Here is a 19270-nt window from a genome sequence, read left to right as displayed (position 1 = left end):
ACTTACCTTTCCGTTGCGGGCGCCTGGAAGCGCCGCCGGTATTCGGCGGGCCCGGAGCCCAACGCTCTGATGAAGGCGCGGCGCATCGCCTCCGGCGTGCCGTAGCCGCTGTCCCGGGAGATCGCGCCGATATCGGCGGCGGTGTCCTCCAGCAGCCGCCGCGCGTGCTCGAGCCGCACCCGCTCCACATACCGCCCCGGCGGCATCCCCGTCTCCTCCCGGAACGCCCGCGCGAAGTGCCGGGGCGAGAGCCGGGCGCGGGTCGCCAGCGCCGCCACCGACAGATCGTCGTCCGGGTGGTCGCTGATCCAGCGCTGCACGTCGCGCAGCGGCTCCCGCTGCGCGGTCTGCGCGGACAGCTGGGCGCTGAACTGGGCCTGATTGCCCGGGCGGCGCAGGAACACCACGAGAGTGCGCGCGATCGTGAGGGCGACATCGCGGCCGCAGTCCTCCTCGACCAGCGCCAGCGCCAGATCGATCCCGGCGGTCACCCCGGCCGAGGTGGCAATGTGGCCGTCGCGCAGGTAAATCGGCTCGGCCTCCACGGTGACCGCGGGATGGTCGCGGGCCAATTCGTCGCAGAAGGCCCAGTGCGTGGTCGCCCGCCGCCCGTCGAGCAGCCCGGCCTCGGCCAGAATGAACGCGCCGGTACAGACCGAGACCAGGCGATCGGGCCGCTGACCCGCGACCCACGCGACCACCCGCGGGTCGGTCGCGCGACTGCCGGGCCCGCCCGGAACCAGCAGCGTGTGCGGCTGTTCGGCGGCGGCGAGCGTGCTGTCCGGAACGACGGTCAGCCCGCTGGAGGTCCGCAGCGGCAGCCCGTCGACCGATGCCGTGCGGACGCGATAGGCGCCGGGGGCGAAATGCTCGGCCCCCGCGAACACCTCCATCGGACCGGTGACATCCAGGCTCTGCACCTCATCGAAGAGCACGATCAGCACGGTCCGAGACACGTACCGATCGTCGACCGGATCGGCCGTGTCCGCAATGACGAACTTCCCACCTTTCCTGCCATTCACCGAGGAAAAACGGGGCAAAAGTCTGGTTGAAAGCACATCCTCGGAGTGATCGGTTTGTCGTGGTGGATGAAACCTGCGAGCGTCATTCATACCCCTGGACAAAGGGGGTGGTAGTGCTCACATTTACACTGCCCCGACCCGGTAGTACAAGGAGCACCACAATGCCAGCTAGTCCAGCTATGCGCGATCTGTTCCGGCGCAAGCCCATCGAGCTGATCGAGGACGAGTCCTCCGGCGGATTGCAACGGGCCCTGGGCCTGTGGCAGCTGACCGCGATCGGCGTCGGCGGGATCATCGGCGCCGGAATCTTCGCCCTGGCCGGTTCGATCGCACACGACACAGCCGGCCCGGCGGTGCTGGTCTCGTTTCTCATCGCGGGTGTGGCCAGCGCCGCGGCCGCACTGTCCTACGCCGAGTTCGGCGGCCTGATCCCCAAGGCGGGTTCGGCCTACACCTACGGGTACGCGGTGCTCGGTGAGCCGGTCGGCTGGTTCATCGGCTGGGATCTGCTGCTGGAATACACCGCGATCGTCGCGGTGGTCGCCATCGGCATCTCCGGCTACATCGAATATCTGTTGGAGCAGTTCCACATTCACCTGCCGGTCTGGATGCTGGGCGCGCCCGGCACGGGGCATGGGCACAGGGTGGACCTGTTCGCCGTGCTGCTGTGCCTGTTCATCGCCTTCCTGCTGAACCTGGGCATGAAGTCCGCGGCGCGGTTCGAGACGGTCCTGGTCGCCGTGAAGGTCGTGGTCGTGCTGATCGTGATCGTGGCCGGCGTGTTCTTCGTCAAGGGCGGCAACTACCACCCGTTCTTCCCGTTCGGTTTCGGCGGCGCGGTCACCGGCGCCTCGACCGTGTTCTTCGCGGTGTTCGGTTACGACGCCATGTCCACCGCGGCCGAGGAGTCGGTGGACGCGAAACGCCATCTGCCCAAGGCCATCGTGCTGTCGCTGGCCATCTCGATGGTGCTGTACGTGCTGGTGTGCCTGGTGCTGACCGGTATGCAGCACTACACCGAGATCGATCCGAAGAGCGGTCTGGCGACGGCGTTCAAGTCGGTCGGCCTGCCCGGCCTGGGCAGCCTGATCGCGGCCGGCGCCATCGTCGGCATCATGACCGTGCTGTTCACGTTCATGCTCGGCGTCACCCGGATCTGGTTCTCGATGAGCCGGGACGGCCTGCTGCCCAAGTGGTTCGCCAAGACCCACCCGACCCGCCACGTGCCCAGCCGCATCACCTGGATCGTGGGTGTCGCGTCGGCGGTGATCGCTGGCCTCCTGCCGATCGGGCAGGCCGCGGAGCTGACCAATATCGGCATCCTGCTGGCCTTCGTGGTGGTGTGCGCCGCGGTGATCGTGCTGCGCTACCGCCAGCCCAACCTGCCCCGCACCTTCCGCACCCCCCTCATGCCGTTCATCCCGCTGGTAGGCATCGGCGCCTCGATCTGGCTGGTCACCTACCTGGAGCCGATCACCTGGATACGGTTCGCGGTATGGTTCGCGATCGGCGCAATCGTCTACGTCGCCTACAGCCGCCGCCACTCCCTGCTGGCACGAGGCGCGACGGACGAGGGCCCGACGGCGAAAACACCTGTCGCCTAGCCCCATAGCCGAGGGCTCTCCTGCAATTCCGGCATGCTTCGGCCGGAACCCACTCTGTTGCAGGAGATCCCGGCCAAAAGCACGCCGGGATGACGAGCGGAACTTCTCCCGGCGTGCTGTCCCGTTTGGTCCCGGCGTGCTTTTGGCCGGGACCTCCCGGAGGATTCCGGCCAAAAGCGCGCCGGAATCACAAGTGGTTCAACGCTTTCAGCGGCGTGAACTCATTCCGAGGGCAAGGATGAGCAGCCCGCCACCGATCCACCCCTGCACCGTCAGCCGCTCGCCCAGGACGATCGCGGCCAGCACCGTCGTGGTCAGCGGTTCGAGCAGTGTCGCCATAGCCGCGAAAACTGGTGCGGCGGTGCGCAATCCACGCAGGTACAGCGTGTAGGCGAGGGCCGTGGGGACGCTGCCGAGATAGGCGGCGATGGCCAGCACGTCGGGTGTGAGGGGGAGCGCCATGCCGAAGCGCAGCGCCGCGGGGGCGAACAGTACCCCGCCGGTGAGCATGCCGAATGCGGTGGTGCGCAACGGATCCAGGCCCTCGACGGGCGTGCCGGTGAACAGCGTGAGCACGGCGAAACCGGCCGCGGACAGCAGCGCGAAACCCACGCCGAGCACGAGTCCCCGGCCGCTGCCCACGCTCCCGGGCGACCAGGTGAGCAGGACGAGCCCGATCACCGCGACGCCGATGGACAGCAGCGTGGCGGGGGCGGGCAGGCGACGGTCGCGCACGGCCGCGCCGAGGGCCACGAACACCGGCAGCATCCCGATGGTCGCCATCGTGGCGATGCTGACCGAAATGTATTGCACCGCAAGGAAGAAGCACACCTGAAAGGCGCCCAGCAGGACGCCGGTGACCAGGATGCGGCGGGCCGCCGCGCGGGTGCGCGGCAGCCCGCGCAGCCCGCCCGAGACGGCCAGCAGTGCGACGGCCAGCCCACCGCCCAGCAGCAGGCGATAGACGGCCACCGCCACCGGATCCAGATGTGCGTGCCGGGCCAGCAGGGAACCGGCGAGACCGCCTGTGCCCCAGAGGATTCCGGCGGTGATCAGGGACAGAGCGGATCGGTCGCGCGCGGGCGCGCCGAGAACGATGGACATGTGTGTGAAAGCTCCTGCGTCGAAGGACTGTGGAATCGACGACGCGGGGCAGTGCTACCGATCTGGGTACCGAGAGCCGGCACTACGAATCAGCCGGACGGCCGTGCCGCCCGGCTGCGGAACCACCCCGCTCAGAAGGCAGGGGGCGGAGTGACTTTGAAGATTCGGTGCACGAGGGTGACTGTACCTCAGCGGAAGAAGGCGTTCATGCCGGGCACGTCGGACAGGAAGGTCTCGATCGCGGCGATCCGGCCGTCGCGCAGGCGGCAGACGCTGGACAGGTACTCGTCGAGTACCGCGTCGTCGTGGCGGGCGGTGTTGTGCAGCGACAGCGCGACGTTCTCCCGGCTGACCAGGATGTGCAGCAGCTCGAAGTTCAGCCCGTAGCCCGCGATGGTGCGGGCCCGCTCGGTGACGGCGTCGGCGCCGACCGCGACGCCGGAGACGGTGTTGTCGCCGGGCAGCGTCCAGGTGGCGTCGTCGTGCAGCAGCGCGCGCAGCGCGTCCCAGTCGCGGGTGCTGAGGGCGGCGTGGAACTGCTTGCCGATGGCGTAGGCGGAGGTCATGAGGGCTCCTCGACTGTAAAGTGTTAAAGCAACGATCGTTGCTTTAATGGACACTACGCCCCGCCCGCCTGTAATGCAAACATCATTGCGTTAATCTGATTCCATGGACACCGAGACGCGCACGCGTCGCCCCGGCGGCCGCAGCGCCCGGGTGCGGGCCGACGTGCACCGCGCGGCAATCGAATTGGTGAGCGAGCTCGGTGCCGATCAGGTGACCATCCCCGTCGTCGCCGCCCGCGCGGGCGTCACCGCGAGCACGGTCTACCGGCGCTGGGGCACGCTCCCGGCGCTGCTCGCGGACGTCGCCACCGTGCAGGCCGAGCAGGCGCCCGAGCCGACCGGCAGCCTCGATGTGGACCTGGCGAACTACGCGGCGTGGACCCTCGCCGAGCTGTCCCGGCCGGGCGGCATCGCCTTCTTCCGCGCCGAGGTGGCCGCCGACGTCGACGAGCGCCGCGCCGGAATGCGCGACTGCCTGCGCCGGGTGAGCGCCCGCTTCGACACCGCCCTCACCGCCGCCCGCGCCCGCGGCGAGCACCCACCCGCCCTCGAGGCCGTCCTGGACCGCATCGTCGCGCCCATCTACTTCCGCGTCGTGTTCGCCATCCCGGGAACCGACGAGGAGTACGCCCGCGCGCTCGCCCGAGAACTGGCGGGCTCCGAGTAGCCCTTCCACTGTGTCCAATTGGACACACCCGCCGCTTTCCCCCGGTGTGTCCACCCAGATCCGACCAACGCATATGTAAGACTGTCCCCGCACAGTAATGCACTCCTCCTGGAGAGGAACGTCCATGACGAATTCTGTGGCATCACTGGATCTGCCCCACCCCCTCGTGGTCACACTGGGGAATCTGAAGGGCGGCGTCGGGAAGACTACTTCCGCATTTTTTCTGGCCGGTTATTTCGCGACCGTACACGGTTTGCGGGTGCTGGTCATCGATGCCGACCCGCTCAGCCAGACCGGATATTCCTGGTATCGGCGGCTGGGGCGCGGGGAGATCGAGGTACCTTTCACGCTGATCGCATTTCCGTCCCGGCACGTCGACGATTGCATCGCCGATAATGCCGAGGACTACGACGTGATCATCGTGGATGCCGGTGGAGAATCGGCGGATATCTTCAAGGCCGCCATTCCCGCGACCGACGAGCTCATTCTGTTGACGAGTGTGAGTCCATCGGAGGTGAAACGAGTGCCCAGTACCTATCGGGCCGCCGAGGAGGCGGCCGCGGACGCGGCCCGTGAAATACGGGTCCGAGTCCTGATGACAAAGGTTCCGGTGACGATGAAGAACGGTGTCAACGTCTCCACGGAATATCGCACGCAGCGCACCAATCTGACGGACGCCGGATACGACGTCTTCGAATCGTACGTGAGCGCCTGGAAATGGTATCGGGAAGCCGCCGATGGGGAAGTCGGCGACGGAGCCGAGAATCCGATCGTGGATCTCGGAGAATATCGGCAGGTAGGCGACGAATTACTCGTCCCCTACGGCGCGCTGGTGGGGGTGTCGGCCTGATGCCTCCGCAACGCAGGAAATCGACCATCGGCGGCGGTAATCCGTTGTCGGATACCGCCGAGCACACCCCGCCGGTCTCCCCGCTGCGCGACGCCGAATGGCGCCGCTCGGGCGCCACGCTGACGGTGGTGCCGCCGGAACCGGACCCCACCGCGAACGTGCTCGCCATGCCGCTGCCCGCGCCCGGCGACGGCCCGCTCAGCGACCGCGAGCAGGAGCAGCTGACGACGTGCGAATCGTCCATCGGCACCCTGCGCCTGGCGTTCTGGGCCGCGGGCCGGGCGCTGCAGATCGTGCGCGACGGGCGGCTCTATCGCGACGCCTACGACACCTTCGACGACTATGTGGAGCAGCGCTGGGATATGCAGCGCTCCTACGCCCACAAGTTGATTCGCGCATGGCCGCTGGCGGCTCGCCTGCATCCGATGGCGCCGGGCATCAACGAGGGCCAGATCCGGGAGCTGCTGCCGGTGGCGGCCGAACACGGCGAGGAGGCCGCGGTCACGGTATACGCCACGCTGGCGGCGGGCGACGGCAAGGTGACCGCCGGTAAATTGCGCGAGGCCATCACCGTGCTGCCCCGGCAATTCGATCGGGACGAGGCGGTCCGCCGCCTGCAATCCTGGTTGCGCGGCGAATGGCACGAGAATGCGGCCGAGCCCCCGGTGGATCTGTTCACCACCGTGGAATCCCGGCTGACCGCGCTGACCCGCCGGGTGGTCAAGGGCTCGGGCACCGATCCGGCGGCCGCCCGCGAATTCGCCGCGAAATTACGGACGCTGGCGGAGCAGATCGAGCAGCAGATAGCGGTCTGAGTTCGGAACGGAAAATGCCCCGCTTTCGTCGAAATGACAAAAGCGGGGCATTTCTTCGAGATCCCCCGGTTTCCATTTGTTTATCGCGTTGTTATCGAAAAATGGTGTGTCCATATTTGTAATTCCTTTCGCTCGGGCGAATCATTGCCGTTCGGATCCGCTGGACTGTGTTGTTTTTCGAATCTGATCGAGGCGCTCGGTGAAGGTGTCCGGGCCCTCGGCGACAGGAATCGGAGGACCGCATCATGGCAGGAACCGACGAGGTTCGATATATCCGCTACCTGCGGCGGATGCTCTGGTGGGCGCTGGCGGCCGCGGCCGTTGCCCTCGGTGCGATCGGTGCCGTGCTGACCGCCGGTGAGGCTTCGGCGCAGGCGCCCGCGCTGCCGGGAATCGGAGCCATCGAACTGCCCAGTGAAGTACAGACGCCCGCGGTTCCGGAAATACTGACAGTTGTTCCGGACGCCGTTCCCGTTCCGGATTTCGCCCCCGACGGAATTGCCGTTCCCGATGCGACCGACACCTCGAACGGATACTCCATCCGGAACGGATTCTCGGTCCCGGACGCAATCCTTCCGGACCAGAATTCGATCCTGAACGCGATTCCCTTCTCGAGCCTGACCGCCGTTCCGGATGCGGTCGCTCCGCAGGACGCGTTCGCCACCGAGACCTTCGGCCCCGCGGCGCATTCCATCGCCGCCCCGCTGGTCGAGTCCGGCACCCCGGGCGCGCCCGATCCGAATTCGGCTGTCTCCGGGATCGTCTCGGCCGTGCAGGCCGCCTTCCCGGGATTCACCCTGCCGCCGCTGCCGCAGCTGATGTTCCCGGCCCCGCCGCAGCAGAGCGCGCCGCCCGCGCCGAAGACGACCGGCGAGGTCGCGGTGGAGGCGGCCGAATCCAAGCTCGGTTCGTCCTACAGCTACGGCTCGGCCGGACCCGACTCCTTCGACTGCTCGGGCCTGGTGCAGTGGTCCTACGAGCAGGCCGGTGTGGAGCTGCCGCGCACGAGCTACGAACAGCTCGACGCCGGAACGCCGGTCGGCATGGACGATCTGCAGCCGGGCGATCTGGTCTCGTTCTACGGCGGCGAGCACTCCGCTCTCTACGCCGGTGACGGTAAGGTCGTCCATGCCGCAACCAGCGGTACCGGCGTCGTCATGTCGCCGATCTCCGACATGCCGGTCTCCGGCGCGCGCCGATTCTGATCGGCGACGTCGAACGCTATACCGTAACTCGGGGTTCGGAGTTCGCTGGGACCGGAGAAATCCGGAGATGGACCCCCACGGCGACCCGATGCCAGGTGACAATGGAGCGGTACCGACCCGCCCGTGAGAATGAGGGGGACGCAGGTGGCCGACCACACCAGGGCGAAGTCGGGCGGGCGGCCGTACGGGCCGATCCGCCCCGAGGACGCCACCGGCGGGTGGGAACTGGCCGGTTGCCCGGAGGAGTGGTGGTTGATCAGGAACTTCGGCGAGCTCGATGCGCGGATCAAGGCGACGACGCCGACCACCTGCTCGTGGTGGGTCGGCAGATCGGACGGCAGCCTGGTCCGGGAGGCGTCGGTGCGCTCGGTCGACGACGCGAAGGCCGCCGCGGAAGCCTTCGTGCAGAACCCGAATTCGTGACCCCTCAGCCCGCCAGCCGCCGCACGGCCGCCGCGATCGGCGGCCAGGCCGCCGAGGCCGGGTCGGCGAGTTCGAAGTGGCCGATGCCGGGGAGTTCGATCAGCTCGGCGCCGGTGGCGGCGCAGTAGTCGCGGCCCATCGCGATCGGGACGCGCTGATCCTGGTCGCCGTGCACGACCACGACCGGCACCGGTGACGGCCCGAGCGTCGACGGGTCGAGCGCGGCGTAGCGGTCGGGGTAGACGTCGGGGCCGCCCTCGAGCAGATCGGCGACCGCGCCCTCACCGCTGCCGAGGGCATAGGCGGTGGCGAGATCGGCGACCGGCGCGAGCGCGACGACCCCCGCGACCCGCGGCGGGGTCTCGGTCCGGCCCGGCGCGCCCAGCGGTAGCCGATCCCGCAGCGTGCCCCAGATCCCGAGCTGTCCGCCGGCCGAATGCCCCACGTACACACTGCGTTCGGGATCGGCCAGGCCGGGCCACTCCCGCTCGATCAGCGCGGGCAGCGTATCGAAGGCCCGCGCCACGTCGGTGAACGTCACCGGCCAGCCACCGCCGCCGCCCGTCCGGCGGTACTCCACATTGGCGACCACGTATCCGGACGCGGCCAGCGTGTCGGCCACCGGCTCGGCATACTTGCGATTCACGATCGATCGCCAGAAACCGCCGTGCAGGAACACGATCAGCGGCGCGGGCCCGGAGGTGGCGGGGAGATGGATGTCGGCCACCGCATCCGGGTGGGCGCCGTAGGCGAGGGTCTTGGCAATGGGCATGAGATCTCCTGCGTCGGGAATTACTTCCATTCAAGATCGTGGAGATCGGTTGCGCCAGGGGCAATTCGGGCCGTGCCGAACGGCGGGTTCAGTTGGTGATCGGGGCGCTGCTGGTCGGGGCGCCGCCGCTGGGCGTCGTGCCCGGCTGAGAACGGTTCTGCGCCTGCTCGATTCGGGTCGCCGTAATCGTGGCGCCCTCGACCTGCCCCTCGACCCGCACCGCCTCGCCGACGGTGAACTGCGACTGCGTCGCCGGGTGCTGCTTGCTGCCGAACTGGGTCGACGGCGTGATGGTGACGGTCTCGGTGCCGCCGTCGCGCTTGGTGAGCGTCCAGGACCCGGGGGTGATCGACGCGATGGTGCCCGCGGCGCCCTCGTGGCGTGCTCCGCCGGGCTGCTTGCTCGTGGTACCGCTCGCCGCCGACGAGGTCGATGGCGTCGGCGAGCCGGATCCACCGGTGGAGCTACAGGCCGCCAGGCCGAGCGTGGCGGCGACCGCCAGCCCGGCGGCGCCGATCGCCAGGGCCGTGCGGTGATGTTTCCACGGCGTGTCCGCGGGTGTGCCGGTGGTGTGGTCGGGTGTCGAGGGAGAGATCGAATCCGTCATGGGCGCAACAGTATTCGGCAATATTGGGAGTCTTCTCAGCGCCGACTGTCAGCTTGCTCAGCGAACGAGGAGAGTTCCCTCCGGCGATGCGGCGCGGTCGCCGACCGTGCCGCATCGCCACCAGGTTGTCCGCTAAAGCGGACATCCTCGTTCCGGGACTAGACCCTACCATCGGCATTGCGTCTGCTCCACCGATGCGAGATGGCATTTTGTGTCAGCTATAATGAATGTTCGACCTTGCCCGTGAGAGAGGTCCCCATGTTCGGCGCCGATCCCCGGGGCGTTCGGTAGGACTGCGCGGCCGCCTCCCATTACGCTCGTCAGCGGGTCGCTCTGTCCGGCAACGCGACCCGATCGGGACACGGCGAGAGATCCGGGGGTGGTTCTCCTCTCGGGGCGAGCGGGAAGGAGTGCGGAATGGGTGAGGAACCCGCTGCTCGCCACGGCGCCCGGCCCCTCGTGCAGCAGATGGATCGGCGGCTCACCGAGCTGATCGCCGCACGCTATCCGGACCAGCGCAAACGCCCCGGATACGGGCGCATGGCGAGCGAGATCCGGGAGGCCACCGGCGGCGCGATCTCCGGCACCTACCTGTGGGAGCTGGCCACCGGCAAGAAGCGCAATCCGACGATGGAGCAACTCGACATCCTCTCCGCGTTCTTCGGAGTCCGGCCCGAGTACTTCTTCACCGACGAGGGCGCCGGGATCCGCGCGGCCCCCGGATCGCCCGCGGATCCCGAGACCGAGGACGCGGCGCTGCTGCGCCGCAGGCTGGCCGAACAGGACGTGCGCACGATCGCGATGCGCGCCGGGGCGATGAGCCCGGCCCTGCGCCGCCAACTGCTCCAGATGATGGACATCCTGGACCCGACCCCGCCGCGGGACGAGGGGCGCCGATGAACGAGCGCGAGATCCGCCGTCACTGCCGAAAGGTCTTACGCGCCTGCGACATTCAGCCGCCGTTACGCATCGATGAGCTGTGTCGCCGGATCGGTGAGCATCGGGGCAAACCGATCCGGCTGATCCCGTGGGCGCTACCGGTCCCCGGACCGTTCGGGCTGTGGATGTCGCGAAGCCACGAGGACTGCATCTTCTTCCAGGAGGAGACCACCCGCGTCCACCAGGTCCACATCATCCTGCACGAGATCGGCCACATTCTCTGCGAGCACGTCGACGACACCGGCCCGGGCGACGTCCCCGATCTCGGCCCCGAATTCCCCACCGACCTGACCAAGCGCGGCCTGCGGCGCACCTGCTACGACGAACTGCGCGAGCGCCAGGCCGAATTGGTCGCCACCGTCATTCAGGAATGGTCGTCGGTGATCGACTACGCGACGCCCCCGATGCCCGCCGGGTCCGAGGCGCAGTCGCTGTACACGGCGTTGAACAGCCGACGCGGATGGCTGTGATCGGATGCTGTTGCAGAGCTGTCTGATCGCGGTGCTGTCGATCGGCGCGGTCTGGAAGGGGCTGGATCTGCTGCGCGGGCGGCACGATCGCGTCCTGCGGTATCTCGTCGCGGCCTTCGTGATCCTGGCCGTCGGCAATATCGTCTCGCTGCCGTCGCTCACCCGGGCGATCGACGCCCTCGGTCGGCCCGGCGTGGGCCGGGTGCTGATGAATGTCACGGTGATGGCCGGGCTGTACGCGCTGATCCAGGTCTTCGTGCTCGCGCGGCCGGGCAGCCCCCGCGTCGCCGTCCGGCGATTGCATCAGATCCTGCTGCTGGCGACCGTCGCGAGCCTCGTGGCCTGCATGATCGCCACAGCGCCGCACCTGCGCTCGCATTCGCTGACGACTCCGCACATCGCCGACCCGTCGATCTTCGTCTTCTACCTCGTCGGAAACGCTTACTTCCTCTACGCGTACCTCTACTGCGCCGTCCTGGCGCTGCGGTATGTGACATCGGCGCCGCGCCATCAGGTCCTCGGTCTGGGTCTGGTCTCGGTGGGCCTGTTCGGCCTGGCGCTGACCTCGTTCGACCGCGCCGCCTGGATCACCCTGCGCGTCCTGCGCAACGGCCCCTACAGCGAATTCAATGCGGTGAACTTCGCGATCGCCAATGTCTGCACCGCGGCGATCGTCGCGGGGCTGTGCTATCCGGCCGCGATGCAGGCGATCTCGGCGCTGCGATCCTGGCTGCTGCACCGCCGCCAGTACCGCGCGCTGACCACGCTGTGGACGCTGATGTCCAGCGCCTTCCCGGAGCTGACCCTCGGCCGCACCGCGGCGGCCGCGCCGATCGATCGCATCGCGTGGCCGAACATGCACGCCCGGTTCTATCGCCGCCTCATCGAATGCCGCGACGGCCTAGTCCGCTTGAGCCCCTATATCGAGGAGAAACCCGGTCACGATCTCACGCAGCTGTCGTACGACGATCTCGCCGCGAGCATCCGCCTGGCCCTGGACCGCAAACCACCGGTCGAGGACCCCGAGATCACCTTCTCCGCGAAACGCCTCGCCATCCCGGACGGAGACGACCTCAATGCCGAAGCCCGCACGCTGACAGCGCTGTCGAAAGCACTCGAAACCTCCACGCCATGACCGAGATTCTGATTACCGCGCGCCGCCTCGTCGTAGGCCCCGCCGATCGCACGATCGATGACGCCGCACTGGTGGTGGCCGACGGTCGCATCACCGCGTGCGGCACGAGAGCCGAGGTGGAACCGACCGTCCCGGACGCCGTGCGGTACGACTTCCCCACCGGGACAATACTTCCGGGGCTGATCGACTCGCATGTCCACCTGGTGCTGGGCGGCGAACGCGACCCGATCGCCCCGCTGCTGCACCGCACGCCGGACACGCTGCTGCGCGACATGATCGAGCGAGCCCGGCAGGCCCTCGCCGCCGGGGTGACGACCGTCCGCGACCTGGGGGACATGCACGGCGGCGCGGCCCGATTGCGCGACATGATCGCCGCGCAATCGGTCTCCGGGCCAAGGATAGTGGCCGCAACGGTCCCGCTCACCTGCCCGGGCGGGCATCTCGCCGCGCTCGGCGGGGAGGTCGCCTCGAAGCGGGAGATCCGGGACCGTATCCGCCGCAATGCCGATATGGGCGCCGACCTGATCAAGGTGATGGCTTCCGGTGGCGCGCTGACCCCCGGCGGACCGCCGATGTGGGCCGCGCAGTTCGATGCCGACCAACTCGGTTACATCGTCGAGCAGGCCGAGGAGGTGGGCCTGCCGGTGGCCGCCCACGCCCACGGCACCGACACCATCGCGCACTGCGTGACGGCCGGCGTGCGGACGATCGAGCACTGCTCGTGGCGGACCGCGGACGGATTGCGGTACGACGAGGCCGTCGCCGCCGCGATCGCCCGCCGGAATGTGGCGGTGTGCCGGTGCATTTCCGGTGATTGGCGGGGGTTCCTGGCTCAGCTCGGCGAGCGGAACGCCGCCGCGCTGTGCGACGCCATTCAGCGGATGCGGCGGGCCGGAGTGCGGTTCATCGCCGGTACCGATGCCGGGGTTCCCGGCGCGCCGTTCGGCGACTATGCGGGGATGCTCGAATTCTTCGCCGCGATCGGTTTCCCCAACGGGGAAGTCATCGACATGGCCACCGTGCACGCCGCCGACGCACTCGGGATCGCGGGCCGGGTCGGACGCCTCGAAACCGGTTACGAGGCAGACGTTCTCGTGGTGGACGGCGACCCGCTCACCGATCTGGGGAGCCTTCGCAAGACCCTGCTCGTGGCCGCCCGGGGCCGGATACACAGGAACGAGGACATCGCATGACCGAAGACGCTGCCCCCACACCGGTCGACTTCTGGTTCGACCCCCGGTGTCCGTGGGCGTGGATCACCTCCCGCTGGATGGTCGAGGTGGAGAGGCTCCGGCCGATCGTAATCCGTTGGCGCATCATGAGTTTGGCGGTTCTGAACGAGAACAGGCTCGACGAGCTGCCCGAGCAGTACCGGCGCTGGAATATCAGCGGTTGGCGCCCGGTCCGGGTGTGCATGGCGGCGGAACAGAAGTACGGCAGCCAGGCGCTCGGCCCGCTCTACACCGCGCTCGGCACCCGCATTCACAACCTGGGCCACAAGCAGACTCGGGAAACCTTCGCGGCGGCCCTGTCCGACGCCGGGCTCTCGGAAGACCTCGCCGACGCCGCGGATTCCACCGAATACGACGCCCTCGTCCGCGCCTCCCATCACGAGGGCATCGGCCTGGTCGGCGAGGAGGTCGGCACCCCCGTCATCGCCGTCCCCGGCCCCGACGGCAATCGCCTCGCGTTCTTCGGCCCGGTCGTCACCCCCGCACCCAAAGGCGAAGCGGCGCTTCGATTGTGGGACGGCATACTGCTGGTCGCCGGGACGCCGGGCTTCTACGAGCTCAAGCGCAGCAGGGACAGGGAACCGTCGTTCGACTGAATCTCCTCAGCGGTAGCCTCTTGTGAGGAGGAATTTGGCTCCCGCCTCGAGACCTGCGGGACCGAGGGGTTCGAAACCGAAGGCGTCGGCGAGCCGGTTGGTCGTGTCGAATGCGGCGCAGACCGCCAGTGCGTCCTCGATCTGCCGACGGGTGACACCGGCGGACAGCACGTTTCGCATGTCCTCGGCGCTGACCGTTCCTTCCCGGGTCAACGTGCCGAGCATCCGCAGCGTTGCCCGCAACCCGTCCTCGATGGGGGCCGATTCCAGGTCGGCCAGTACCGCGCGAACCTTCGCCTCGTCCTGGTACGCGCGTGCCGCGGTAGCGGTGTGTGCGCCCGTGCAGAACGCGCAGTCATTGGCCTGGGATACGAAGGCCGCCATCAACTCTCGATCGGCCACCGACCAGCCGGAGGGCCCGCGCATCGCCGCGTGGGTGAACCTCTTCGACTGCGCACCGTAGAAGTCGGGCCGGTAGAAGACCAGCTTGGCGGCATCCGGCAGCGGCTGTCCGGAGAACATCCGAATGAGCGCGAACAGCACCCGCTGCGGCTATCACCAGCTCGAAGATCTGATCCTCGCTGAACCCCGCCGCCTGCGCGGCAGCGAAGTCCGCATCGGTGACCTGCGTCGGCCTCCCGGCCACCTTGTCGATCAGCGCGTTCAAGGGCGGCGGAACATCGGCATTGCGAAAGGCCCTCCCGCGCTGGTCCGCGGACGCCCTACCCTCCCCGTTCAGGACCCGATCCACCAGAGCTCGGTGCGCTGCCTGCTTCTCGTCGTCATCCGGCACAGCGACCTCCGCCTCTCCTCGGATTCAGCTGTTCGCCCGCACGTGCACAACGATAGCCACGCGCTCTCCCCCAAGGGACATTTGTGACGCACGGGGCGGGTGTGAGCGTTTGCTGCCTGCTTCCTCCTCCGGTGCTGCACACTGGTGATGCGAGGTAACCCGGTCGGAGTCGGTGCTCACGGGAGGTTGCTGGATGCGTGCGAACTTCGAGGACGCGGTTGTTCATACATCGGCCGGAGGCGAAGCGGGCCGAACCGGAGAGGTTGTCGAAGTTCGCGGGGGAGAGGGGAGGGCGGGCTATACGGTGCGGTTCGAGGAGGGCGACGACGGTCTCGTCATCGATGGCGATGGCGGGGCGGTCGTCCCGGGCGCGGATTGCATCGTCAGCTTCGGCGAGTAGTGACTCGTACGCCCCCGACTTCCACGCCCACCGCGACCCGCAGACTTCCGCCGATGGGCCGCCGAGGTGCTTTGGCTTGTGAGCCAGAGGGTTTCGCACGGCAGTCGGCTCGGCAGGGCTGCTCGCGGGTCCTGTAGGACGGTGGTATCTCGCTCGATCGGTGATCCGATACCCCTAGAAGAAACCGGACCGGATGGTCAATAGTGGTGTGCTGCAACAGTTTTACGGCACGCGATGCGGGTGGTCGAATACGATTGCGGTGTCAGAGGGGGCTGTTGTCAGCGCCGATCGCGGTCCGCGGAATCTTCGAGGGAAGCAGGGGATCGGCATGGTCGACAGCATCAGGTACGGGGCGTTGGATATTGCGGTGACCGATCGGTTCACTCGCCGGTGGGACGATCGCGGGTCGGGTGCCTCGATGCACGGTGCGTTCTTCAACCCCGACTTCGGGGGCAACCTGTTCCAGCAGGGGTGGCGGTACCTGGGCAGCCTGGGGCGCAACGGTAACCATGAGGACATCACCGGACAACGCGCGACGATCCTGGTCCGGGGCGCGAACGCCGCGGACCAGATGGTGAAACCGCCGGTGCGGTTCGAACTGATCTGGAAGGACCAGGGCTCGGGCGCCAAAGCGAATGGTGCCGTGTGGCGGCCCATCCCGCCGCAGGGGTACGTGGCGCTCGGGGATGTGTGGGGTTCCTGGAACACCTGGGATCCGCCCAACCTCGAATACTACGGGTGCATCCGCCGGGAACTCGCGGGGCGCCGCTACGTGCGCGAAGGCCGGATCGGTGAGCTGATCTGGTGGGACAAGAAGTCCGGAGCGAAGGCGGATGTGTCCACCTGGCAGATCCGGCCGCTCGCCTACCCTTCCGACAGTGTCGAGCGGTTGATCCTGGGCGCGGATCTGCTACGGGCGCAGGCGAATTACGACACTCCCACCGAAGCGGTGTACGTCCTCGACGTGCCCGCGGCGGTCGTCAAGCGCGATCCTCCGGCGATCCCGGTACTGACCTCGCACCAGGAGCCCGACCCGATCGCACAGATCACCGACCGTGTCGTGACCGTGCCGTGCACGGTGGTCACCGACCCCGGCAAGACCATCGCGTGGCAGGTCGCGAACTCCCCGTTCTACACCCTGCAGCGGCGGGTCAACTACTCGTTGCAGATCTTCCGGAACAATCAGAACGGTTCCACTCCCGCCGAGTCGAGCGTGTCGGTGACCACCGGCGTGACCGAGACCGCCAGCGAGGAGTTCAGCAAGCGGACCAGTGTCACGGTCACCGCCAAGGCCGGCATCGAGGTCAAGGGCCTGTCGGCGGGAGTCGAGACCAGCGTGACCACCGAGCTCGGCTACAGCAGCCGCTACGAGGTCGCGCAGCTTCGTTCGGTGACCAAGACCCACGGCCTCACCACACCACCGCAGGCGTCGGGCGCGCTGTGGTCGGCCACCCACGAGATCATCGCGATCCGCCGCGACGGCGAAGCCATCGGCGGTGGCAGCGGCCTCAGGTTCGATGTCGACTCCTACGTCACCGGCCAGCACCCCTCCGACGCCAAGGTCGTCGACACCGTCGACGGAACCACCGTCGAGAACGGCGATCCCGCCGAGGCATTCGGCACCACCACGCCGAACGTCCCTGCCGCCGAACCGAGCCCACCGACCGACTGACGCCGGGCTGCCATACCTGCACGGCGGGCACAGGCGTCGCCCGCCTATCGATTCAGAGCAGGCTGCCGCGATAGCAGTTGCTCGTGGAGCGCCAAGTCGGTTCGGGGCGAGGGGAATTCGAGTCGAAATTCCAGTCGGAGATCGGGGCGGCGGCCTTCCAGAACACGAGGCCGCCGGATTCCACGGCCTGATAGACATCGTTGGTGCCCTCGACGAGCTGGTTGCCCACGCAGTAGTCGGTGTAGCTGGTGCCGGGCTGGCGAGCGCCGGGGCTGAACAACCCCTGCGGATCGGTGTAGGCGCCGGGATTGGGAACGGTACCGGCCTGCGAGGTAGCGCCGCCCGGCACCCAGGTGGGCACGCCCCGCGCATCGGCGGTGCACGCGAACGCCCAACCACCCGCGATGACCTCTGCCCCCTGGGAATGGCTGGTCCCGGCCCACAAACACCCGGAACGACGGGATTCGACCTCGGCCTCGGCCACGCCCGTACTCAGCCCCAGCCCGGAAATCACCGCGGCAACCGCAGGAAGAGCGAATTTCGTCTTCGATCGCATAGGCCCCATTGCCTCTCTATCTACTACGTACGTAATTAGATAGTAGCTGACCTTCCCGGGTGGCCTTCCTGCTCCCGTGAGCCGAAGATGTTTTTCTCGAGGAAGGGGTGCAGCAGGGCGCTGACTTCGGCGGGGTGGGTGACGGGTGGGGTGTGGGCGGCACCGTCGAGCAGCTCGAAGGGTTCGGCGGCGGGGAGCGCGCTGGCGAGGGCGATGCCCGCCTCGGGTGGGATCGGCACGTCTGTGCTGCCGTGGACGACCAGAGTCGGTGTGCTGATTTCGGCGAGACGATCGGTGATGCTGTCGGTTCCCATGAGCACGCCCACGGCGCGGCTGAGCCGATCGGCCGGTTGGCGTTGCATGCGGGCCAGCCAGTGCGCGGCCGCCTCGTCATCGGTGCCCAGCAGCAGATCCAGCACCGCCGAGCCGGTTGCCGCGACGGCGTCGGCGGCGAACCCGTCCCGGATTCGCGCCATCTGTTCCAGCGCCGGGCCGGGAAACGCGTCGGCAGCGCTGTCGATGAGGGTCATGCTCGTAATGCGCTGCGGGGCAAGCAATGCGGCCCGCAGTGCGGTGAATCCGCCCTGCGAGTGTCCGACGAAGTGCGCGGCGGGCACGCCGAGCGCGTCGAGGATGCCCAGTGCATCGCGTGCGGCGTCCCAGTAGGTGAACGGCAGACCGTCGTCGTCGGTGGCACCGTGCAGCCGGAAATCGAAACGCAGACAACGATAGTCGCCGAGCGACGCGACGATGGGGTCCCACATGGTCGAGTCCATGAGGTTGCCGTGCAGAAAAACGATCGCGGAACCGCGGCCGCCGGAGTCGGCGATGCGGAAGCGCTGACCGCGGGCAATGATCGTACTCATCGTGCTCCTGTCGGGTCGAATATCTCCATCTCAACTCATTGGTGCATCCCCGACGAGGTAATTTGGTGACCGGTTATGGTCGAAATACGTCAACCCGTACTCGGTGTCGGTTATGCGCCCGCTCGTGCGGGGGTCGGCTCGATGCCGGTCGAGTTGCGGCGCTTCCCCGAAACCGACGTCCTGCGAGGGCCCGTGCGCTCTCGGCCGGTTCGCCCGGATTTCCATGTCGTCGGTGTAGTCACCGGCGGTACGGGGCTGCACGCCATTGATTTTCGAGAAGAGACATTGATCGAGGGCACCGTGTTCTGGCTGCGTCCCGGACAGGTCCACCGTGTCCTGGATGCGTCCCGCCTGCGCGGGATGCTGCTGTTGTTCACCCCCGAGGTGCTTGCTCCCGGCACCCGGGTCGCCGCGTTCGCCGATGACGCGCTGCGGCCGAGCCAATGGGCCTGGGACCCACGCGACGCGCTCGCCGCGACAGCACTGCGACATGTGGAACTTCTTCTCGCCGTGGGACCTTCGGCGCACGACCTCGCCGATGCCCTCCGCCTGGCTCTCGCACCGCTCATCGCCGCCGCACCCGGCAGTGCGGCCGACACCGCGACCACATCGGCGGTCTTCGAGCGGTTCGCGGCGGCGGTGGAAAAGCAATTCCCACGGCATCACCACATCCGCGACTACGAGCAGACGGTCCACGCCAGCGCGAGAACCATCGACCGGTCGGTTCGGCGAGCACGAGGCATGAGCGCCAAACGGTTTCTCGACGAACGAATCGCCCTGGAAGCGCGGCGGCGACTCGCTACCACCGACGTCACCCTCGCCACGCTGGCCAGCGAACTCGGCTTCACCGAAGCAACCAACTTCGCAAAGTTCTACCGCCGCATGACCGGAACAACCCCGAACTCAGCACGACGAATCGGATACCTGGGCTGAGGCGAGCGCCCGCTGCCAGCGCCCGGACCGTCGGCCCATCCGG

23 protein-coding genes are annotated in these 19270 nt (G+C 68.0%); 15 read left to right on the top strand and 8 right to left on the bottom strand.

Translation table 11 applies throughout. The features are described 5' to 3' along the window. Positions 1-2: 2 nt before the first annotated feature. Entirely contained in the window at positions 3-956 is a 954-nt protein-coding gene (locus HPY32_RS13040) for a GlxA family transcriptional regulator (protein WP_231951428.1), read from the bottom strand. 227 nt (positions 957-1183) lie between these two features. On the opposite strand from HPY32_RS13040, the gene HPY32_RS13035 reads away from it, so the two are divergent. After that, a complete protein-coding gene (locus HPY32_RS13035; RefSeq protein WP_067581073.1) occupies positions 1184-2626 on the top strand; it encodes an amino acid permease in 1443 nt (480 codons plus the stop codon). 207 nt (positions 2627-2833) lie between these two features. Here the strand turns inward: HPY32_RS13035 and HPY32_RS13030 are convergent, their stop codons facing one another. Beyond that, entirely contained in the window at positions 2834-3730 is an 897-nt protein-coding gene (locus HPY32_RS13030; protein WP_067581075.1) for a DMT family transporter, read from the bottom strand. 188 nt (positions 3731-3918) lie between these two features. After that, positions 3919-4296 (bottom strand): nuclear transport factor 2 family protein, encoded by a 378-nt coding sequence (locus HPY32_RS13025; RefSeq protein WP_067581077.1) that lies wholly within the window; start codon positions 4294-4296, stop codon positions 3919-3921. Between the two features lie 103 nt (positions 4297-4399). On the opposite strand from HPY32_RS13025, the gene HPY32_RS13020 reads away from it, so the two are divergent. The 5 genes from HPY32_RS13020 to HPY32_RS13000 all read left to right on the top strand — a co-directional run bounded on the left by HPY32_RS13020 (position 4400) and on the right by HPY32_RS13000 (position 8256). Beyond that, positions 4400-4963 (top strand): TetR/AcrR family transcriptional regulator, encoded by a 564-nt coding sequence (locus HPY32_RS13020; RefSeq protein ID WP_067581079.1) that lies wholly within the window; start codon positions 4400-4402, stop codon positions 4961-4963. A 124-nt stretch (positions 4964-5087) separates the two neighbouring features. Next, complete coding sequence (locus HPY32_RS13015; RefSeq protein ID WP_067581081.1) at positions 5088-5813, top strand: ParA family protein; 726 nt, start codon at positions 5088-5090, stop codon at positions 5811-5813. Further along, entirely contained in the window at positions 5813-6628 is an 816-nt protein-coding gene (locus HPY32_RS13010) for a hypothetical protein (protein WP_156674110.1), read from the top strand. Before HPY32_RS13015 ends, HPY32_RS13010 begins: the two co-directional genes overlap by 1 nt. Before the next feature lie 245 nt (positions 6629-6873). Further along, on the top strand, positions 6874-7833 hold the full coding sequence (locus tag HPY32_RS46535; RefSeq protein WP_373686630.1) for a C40 family peptidase: 960 nt from the start codon (positions 6874-6876) through the stop codon (positions 7831-7833). Positions 7834-7956: 123 nt separating this feature from the next. After that, complete coding sequence (locus tag HPY32_RS13000; RefSeq protein WP_156674111.1) at positions 7957-8256, top strand: hypothetical protein; 300 nt, start codon at positions 7957-7959, stop codon at positions 8254-8256. A 4-nt stretch (positions 8257-8260) separates the two neighbouring features. Here the strand turns inward: HPY32_RS13000 and HPY32_RS12995 are convergent, their stop codons facing one another. Both HPY32_RS12995 and HPY32_RS12990 read right to left on the bottom strand, forming a co-directional pair. Further along, positions 8261-9028 (bottom strand): alpha/beta hydrolase family protein, encoded by a 768-nt coding sequence (locus tag HPY32_RS12995; RefSeq protein ID WP_197696371.1) that lies wholly within the window; start codon positions 9026-9028, stop codon positions 8261-8263. An 88-nt stretch (positions 9029-9116) separates the two neighbouring features. Beyond that, entirely contained in the window at positions 9117-9635 is a 519-nt protein-coding gene (locus HPY32_RS12990; RefSeq protein ID WP_067581091.1) for a DUF5666 domain-containing protein, read from the bottom strand. A 417-nt stretch (positions 9636-10052) separates the two neighbouring features. Here HPY32_RS12990 and HPY32_RS12985 point away from each other — a divergent pair, with 417 nt between their 5' ends. From HPY32_RS12985 to HPY32_RS12965, 5 genes are read left to right on the top strand one after another with little or no spacing between them, the layout of a single operon-like run. Then, positions 10053-10535 carry a hypothetical protein gene (locus HPY32_RS12985; protein WP_067581094.1) on the top strand — a complete coding sequence of 161 codons (483 nt, stop codon included), beginning with the start codon at positions 10053-10055 and terminating at the stop codon, positions 10533-10535. Continuing rightward, positions 10532-11044 carry a hypothetical protein gene (locus HPY32_RS12980; RefSeq protein WP_067581096.1) on the top strand — a complete coding sequence of 171 codons (513 nt, stop codon included), beginning with the start codon at positions 10532-10534 and terminating at the stop codon, positions 11042-11044. Before HPY32_RS12985 ends, HPY32_RS12980 begins: the two co-directional genes overlap by 4 nt. Positions 11045-11048: 4 nt before the next feature. Continuing rightward, a complete protein-coding gene (locus HPY32_RS12975) occupies positions 11049-12179 on the top strand; it encodes an MAB_1171c family putative transporter (RefSeq protein WP_067581098.1) in 1131 nt (376 codons plus the stop codon). After that, complete coding sequence (locus HPY32_RS12970) at positions 12176-13372, top strand: amidohydrolase family protein (protein WP_067581100.1); 1197 nt, start codon at positions 12176-12178, stop codon at positions 13370-13372. The genes HPY32_RS12975 and HPY32_RS12970 overlap by 4 nt, the downstream gene beginning before the upstream one ends. After that, entirely contained in the window at positions 13369-14007 is a 639-nt protein-coding gene (locus tag HPY32_RS12965; RefSeq protein WP_067581102.1) for a mycothiol-dependent nitroreductase Rv2466c family protein, read from the top strand. Before HPY32_RS12970 ends, HPY32_RS12965 begins: the two co-directional genes overlap by 4 nt. A 6-nt stretch (positions 14008-14013) precedes the next feature. On the opposite strand, the gene HPY32_RS12960 is transcribed toward HPY32_RS12965, so the two are convergent. Beyond that, positions 14014-14550 carry a carboxymuconolactone decarboxylase family protein gene (locus HPY32_RS12960; RefSeq protein ID WP_067581104.1) on the bottom strand — a complete coding sequence of 179 codons (537 nt, stop codon included), beginning with the start codon at positions 14548-14550 and terminating at the stop codon, positions 14014-14016. Here HPY32_RS12960 and HPY32_RS12955 point away from each other — a divergent pair. From HPY32_RS12955 to HPY32_RS12945, 3 genes are all read left to right on the top strand, one after another. After that, a complete protein-coding gene (locus HPY32_RS12955; protein ID WP_156674112.1) occupies positions 14534-14887 on the top strand; it encodes a hypothetical protein in 354 nt (117 codons plus the stop codon). The two genes, HPY32_RS12960 and HPY32_RS12955, sit on opposite strands and share 17 nt — an antisense overlap. A gap of 106 nt (positions 14888-14993) precedes the next feature. Beyond that, entirely contained in the window at positions 14994-15200 is a 207-nt protein-coding gene (locus HPY32_RS12950; protein WP_082870827.1) for a DUF1918 domain-containing protein, read from the top strand. Positions 15201-15528: 328 nt separating this feature from the next. Continuing rightward, positions 15529-16872: a Vps62-related protein gene (locus HPY32_RS12945; RefSeq protein WP_067581106.1), complete on the top strand. Its 1344-nt coding sequence runs from the start codon at positions 15529-15531 to the stop codon at positions 16870-16872. Between the two features lie 52 nt (positions 16873-16924). Here HPY32_RS12945 and HPY32_RS12940 read toward each other — a convergent pair whose 3' ends face one another. Both HPY32_RS12940 and HPY32_RS12935 read right to left on the bottom strand, forming a co-directional pair. Continuing rightward, positions 16925-17386, bottom strand: a complete 462-nt coding sequence (locus tag HPY32_RS12940; protein ID WP_067581108.1) for a hypothetical protein — start codon at positions 17384-17386, stop codon at positions 16925-16927. Positions 17387-17463: 77 nt separating this feature from the next. Then, entirely contained in the window at positions 17464-18294 is an 831-nt protein-coding gene (locus HPY32_RS12935; protein ID WP_067581110.1) for an alpha/beta fold hydrolase, read from the bottom strand. A gap of 75 nt (positions 18295-18369) precedes the next feature. Between HPY32_RS12935 and HPY32_RS12930 the strand changes: the two genes are divergently transcribed. Beyond that, entirely contained in the window at positions 18370-19227 is an 858-nt protein-coding gene (locus HPY32_RS12930) for an AraC family transcriptional regulator (protein ID WP_082870829.1), read from the top strand. Positions 19228-19270 lie beyond the last annotated feature (43 nt).

The sequence above is a fragment of the Nocardia terpenica genome, from assembly GCF_013186535.1.
GTDB lineage: Bacteria > Actinomycetota > Actinomycetes > Mycobacteriales > Mycobacteriaceae > Nocardia > Nocardia terpenica.
This window is presented reverse-complemented; position numbering and strand designations above follow the sequence as displayed.

Coding starts and splice junctions, on each gene's coding strand:
- HPY32_RS12935 (WP_067581110.1), bottom strand. CDS start 18,294: ATGAGTACGATCATTGCCCGCGGTCAGCGCTTCCGCATCGCCGACTCC.
- HPY32_RS12930 (WP_082870829.1), top strand. CDS start 18,370: ATGGTCGAAATACGTCAACCCGTACTCGGTGTCGGTTATGCGCCCGCT.
- HPY32_RS13025 (WP_067581077.1), bottom strand. CDS start 4,296: ATGACCTCCGCCTACGCCATCGGCAAGCAGTTCCACGCCGCCCTCAGC.
- HPY32_RS12995 (WP_197696371.1), bottom strand. CDS start 9,028: ATGCCCATTGCCAAGACCCTCGCCTACGGCGCCCACCCGGATGCGGTG.
- HPY32_RS13030 (WP_067581075.1), bottom strand. CDS start 3,730: ATGTCCATCGTTCTCGGCGCGCCCGCGCGCGACCGATCCGCTCTGTCC.
- HPY32_RS12970 (WP_067581100.1), top strand. CDS start 12,176: ATGACCGAGATTCTGATTACCGCGCGCCGCCTCGTCGTAGGCCCCGCC.
- HPY32_RS12990 (WP_067581091.1), bottom strand. CDS start 9,635: ATGACGGATTCGATCTCTCCCTCGACACCCGACCACACCACCGGCACA.
- HPY32_RS13015 (WP_067581081.1), top strand. CDS start 5,088: ATGACGAATTCTGTGGCATCACTGGATCTGCCCCACCCCCTCGTGGTC.
- HPY32_RS13010 (WP_156674110.1), top strand. CDS start 5,813: ATGCCTCCGCAACGCAGGAAATCGACCATCGGCGGCGGTAATCCGTTG.
- HPY32_RS13035 (WP_067581073.1), top strand. CDS start 1,184: ATGCCAGCTAGTCCAGCTATGCGCGATCTGTTCCGGCGCAAGCCCATC.
- HPY32_RS46535 (WP_373686630.1), top strand. CDS start 6,874: ATGGCAGGAACCGACGAGGTTCGATATATCCGCTACCTGCGGCGGATG.
- HPY32_RS12950 (WP_082870827.1), top strand. CDS start 14,994: ATGCGTGCGAACTTCGAGGACGCGGTTGTTCATACATCGGCCGGAGGC.
- HPY32_RS12975 (WP_067581098.1), top strand. CDS start 11,049: ATGCTGTTGCAGAGCTGTCTGATCGCGGTGCTGTCGATCGGCGCGGTC.
- HPY32_RS12965 (WP_067581102.1), top strand. CDS start 13,369: ATGACCGAAGACGCTGCCCCCACACCGGTCGACTTCTGGTTCGACCCC.
- HPY32_RS12945 (WP_067581106.1), top strand. CDS start 15,529: ATGGTCGACAGCATCAGGTACGGGGCGTTGGATATTGCGGTGACCGAT.
- HPY32_RS12980 (WP_067581096.1), top strand. CDS start 10,532: ATGAACGAGCGCGAGATCCGCCGTCACTGCCGAAAGGTCTTACGCGCC.
- HPY32_RS12955 (WP_156674112.1), top strand. CDS start 14,534: ATGAGCGCGAACAGCACCCGCTGCGGCTATCACCAGCTCGAAGATCTG.
- HPY32_RS13020 (WP_067581079.1), top strand. CDS start 4,400: ATGGACACCGAGACGCGCACGCGTCGCCCCGGCGGCCGCAGCGCCCGG.
- HPY32_RS12985 (WP_067581094.1), top strand. CDS start 10,053: ATGGGTGAGGAACCCGCTGCTCGCCACGGCGCCCGGCCCCTCGTGCAG.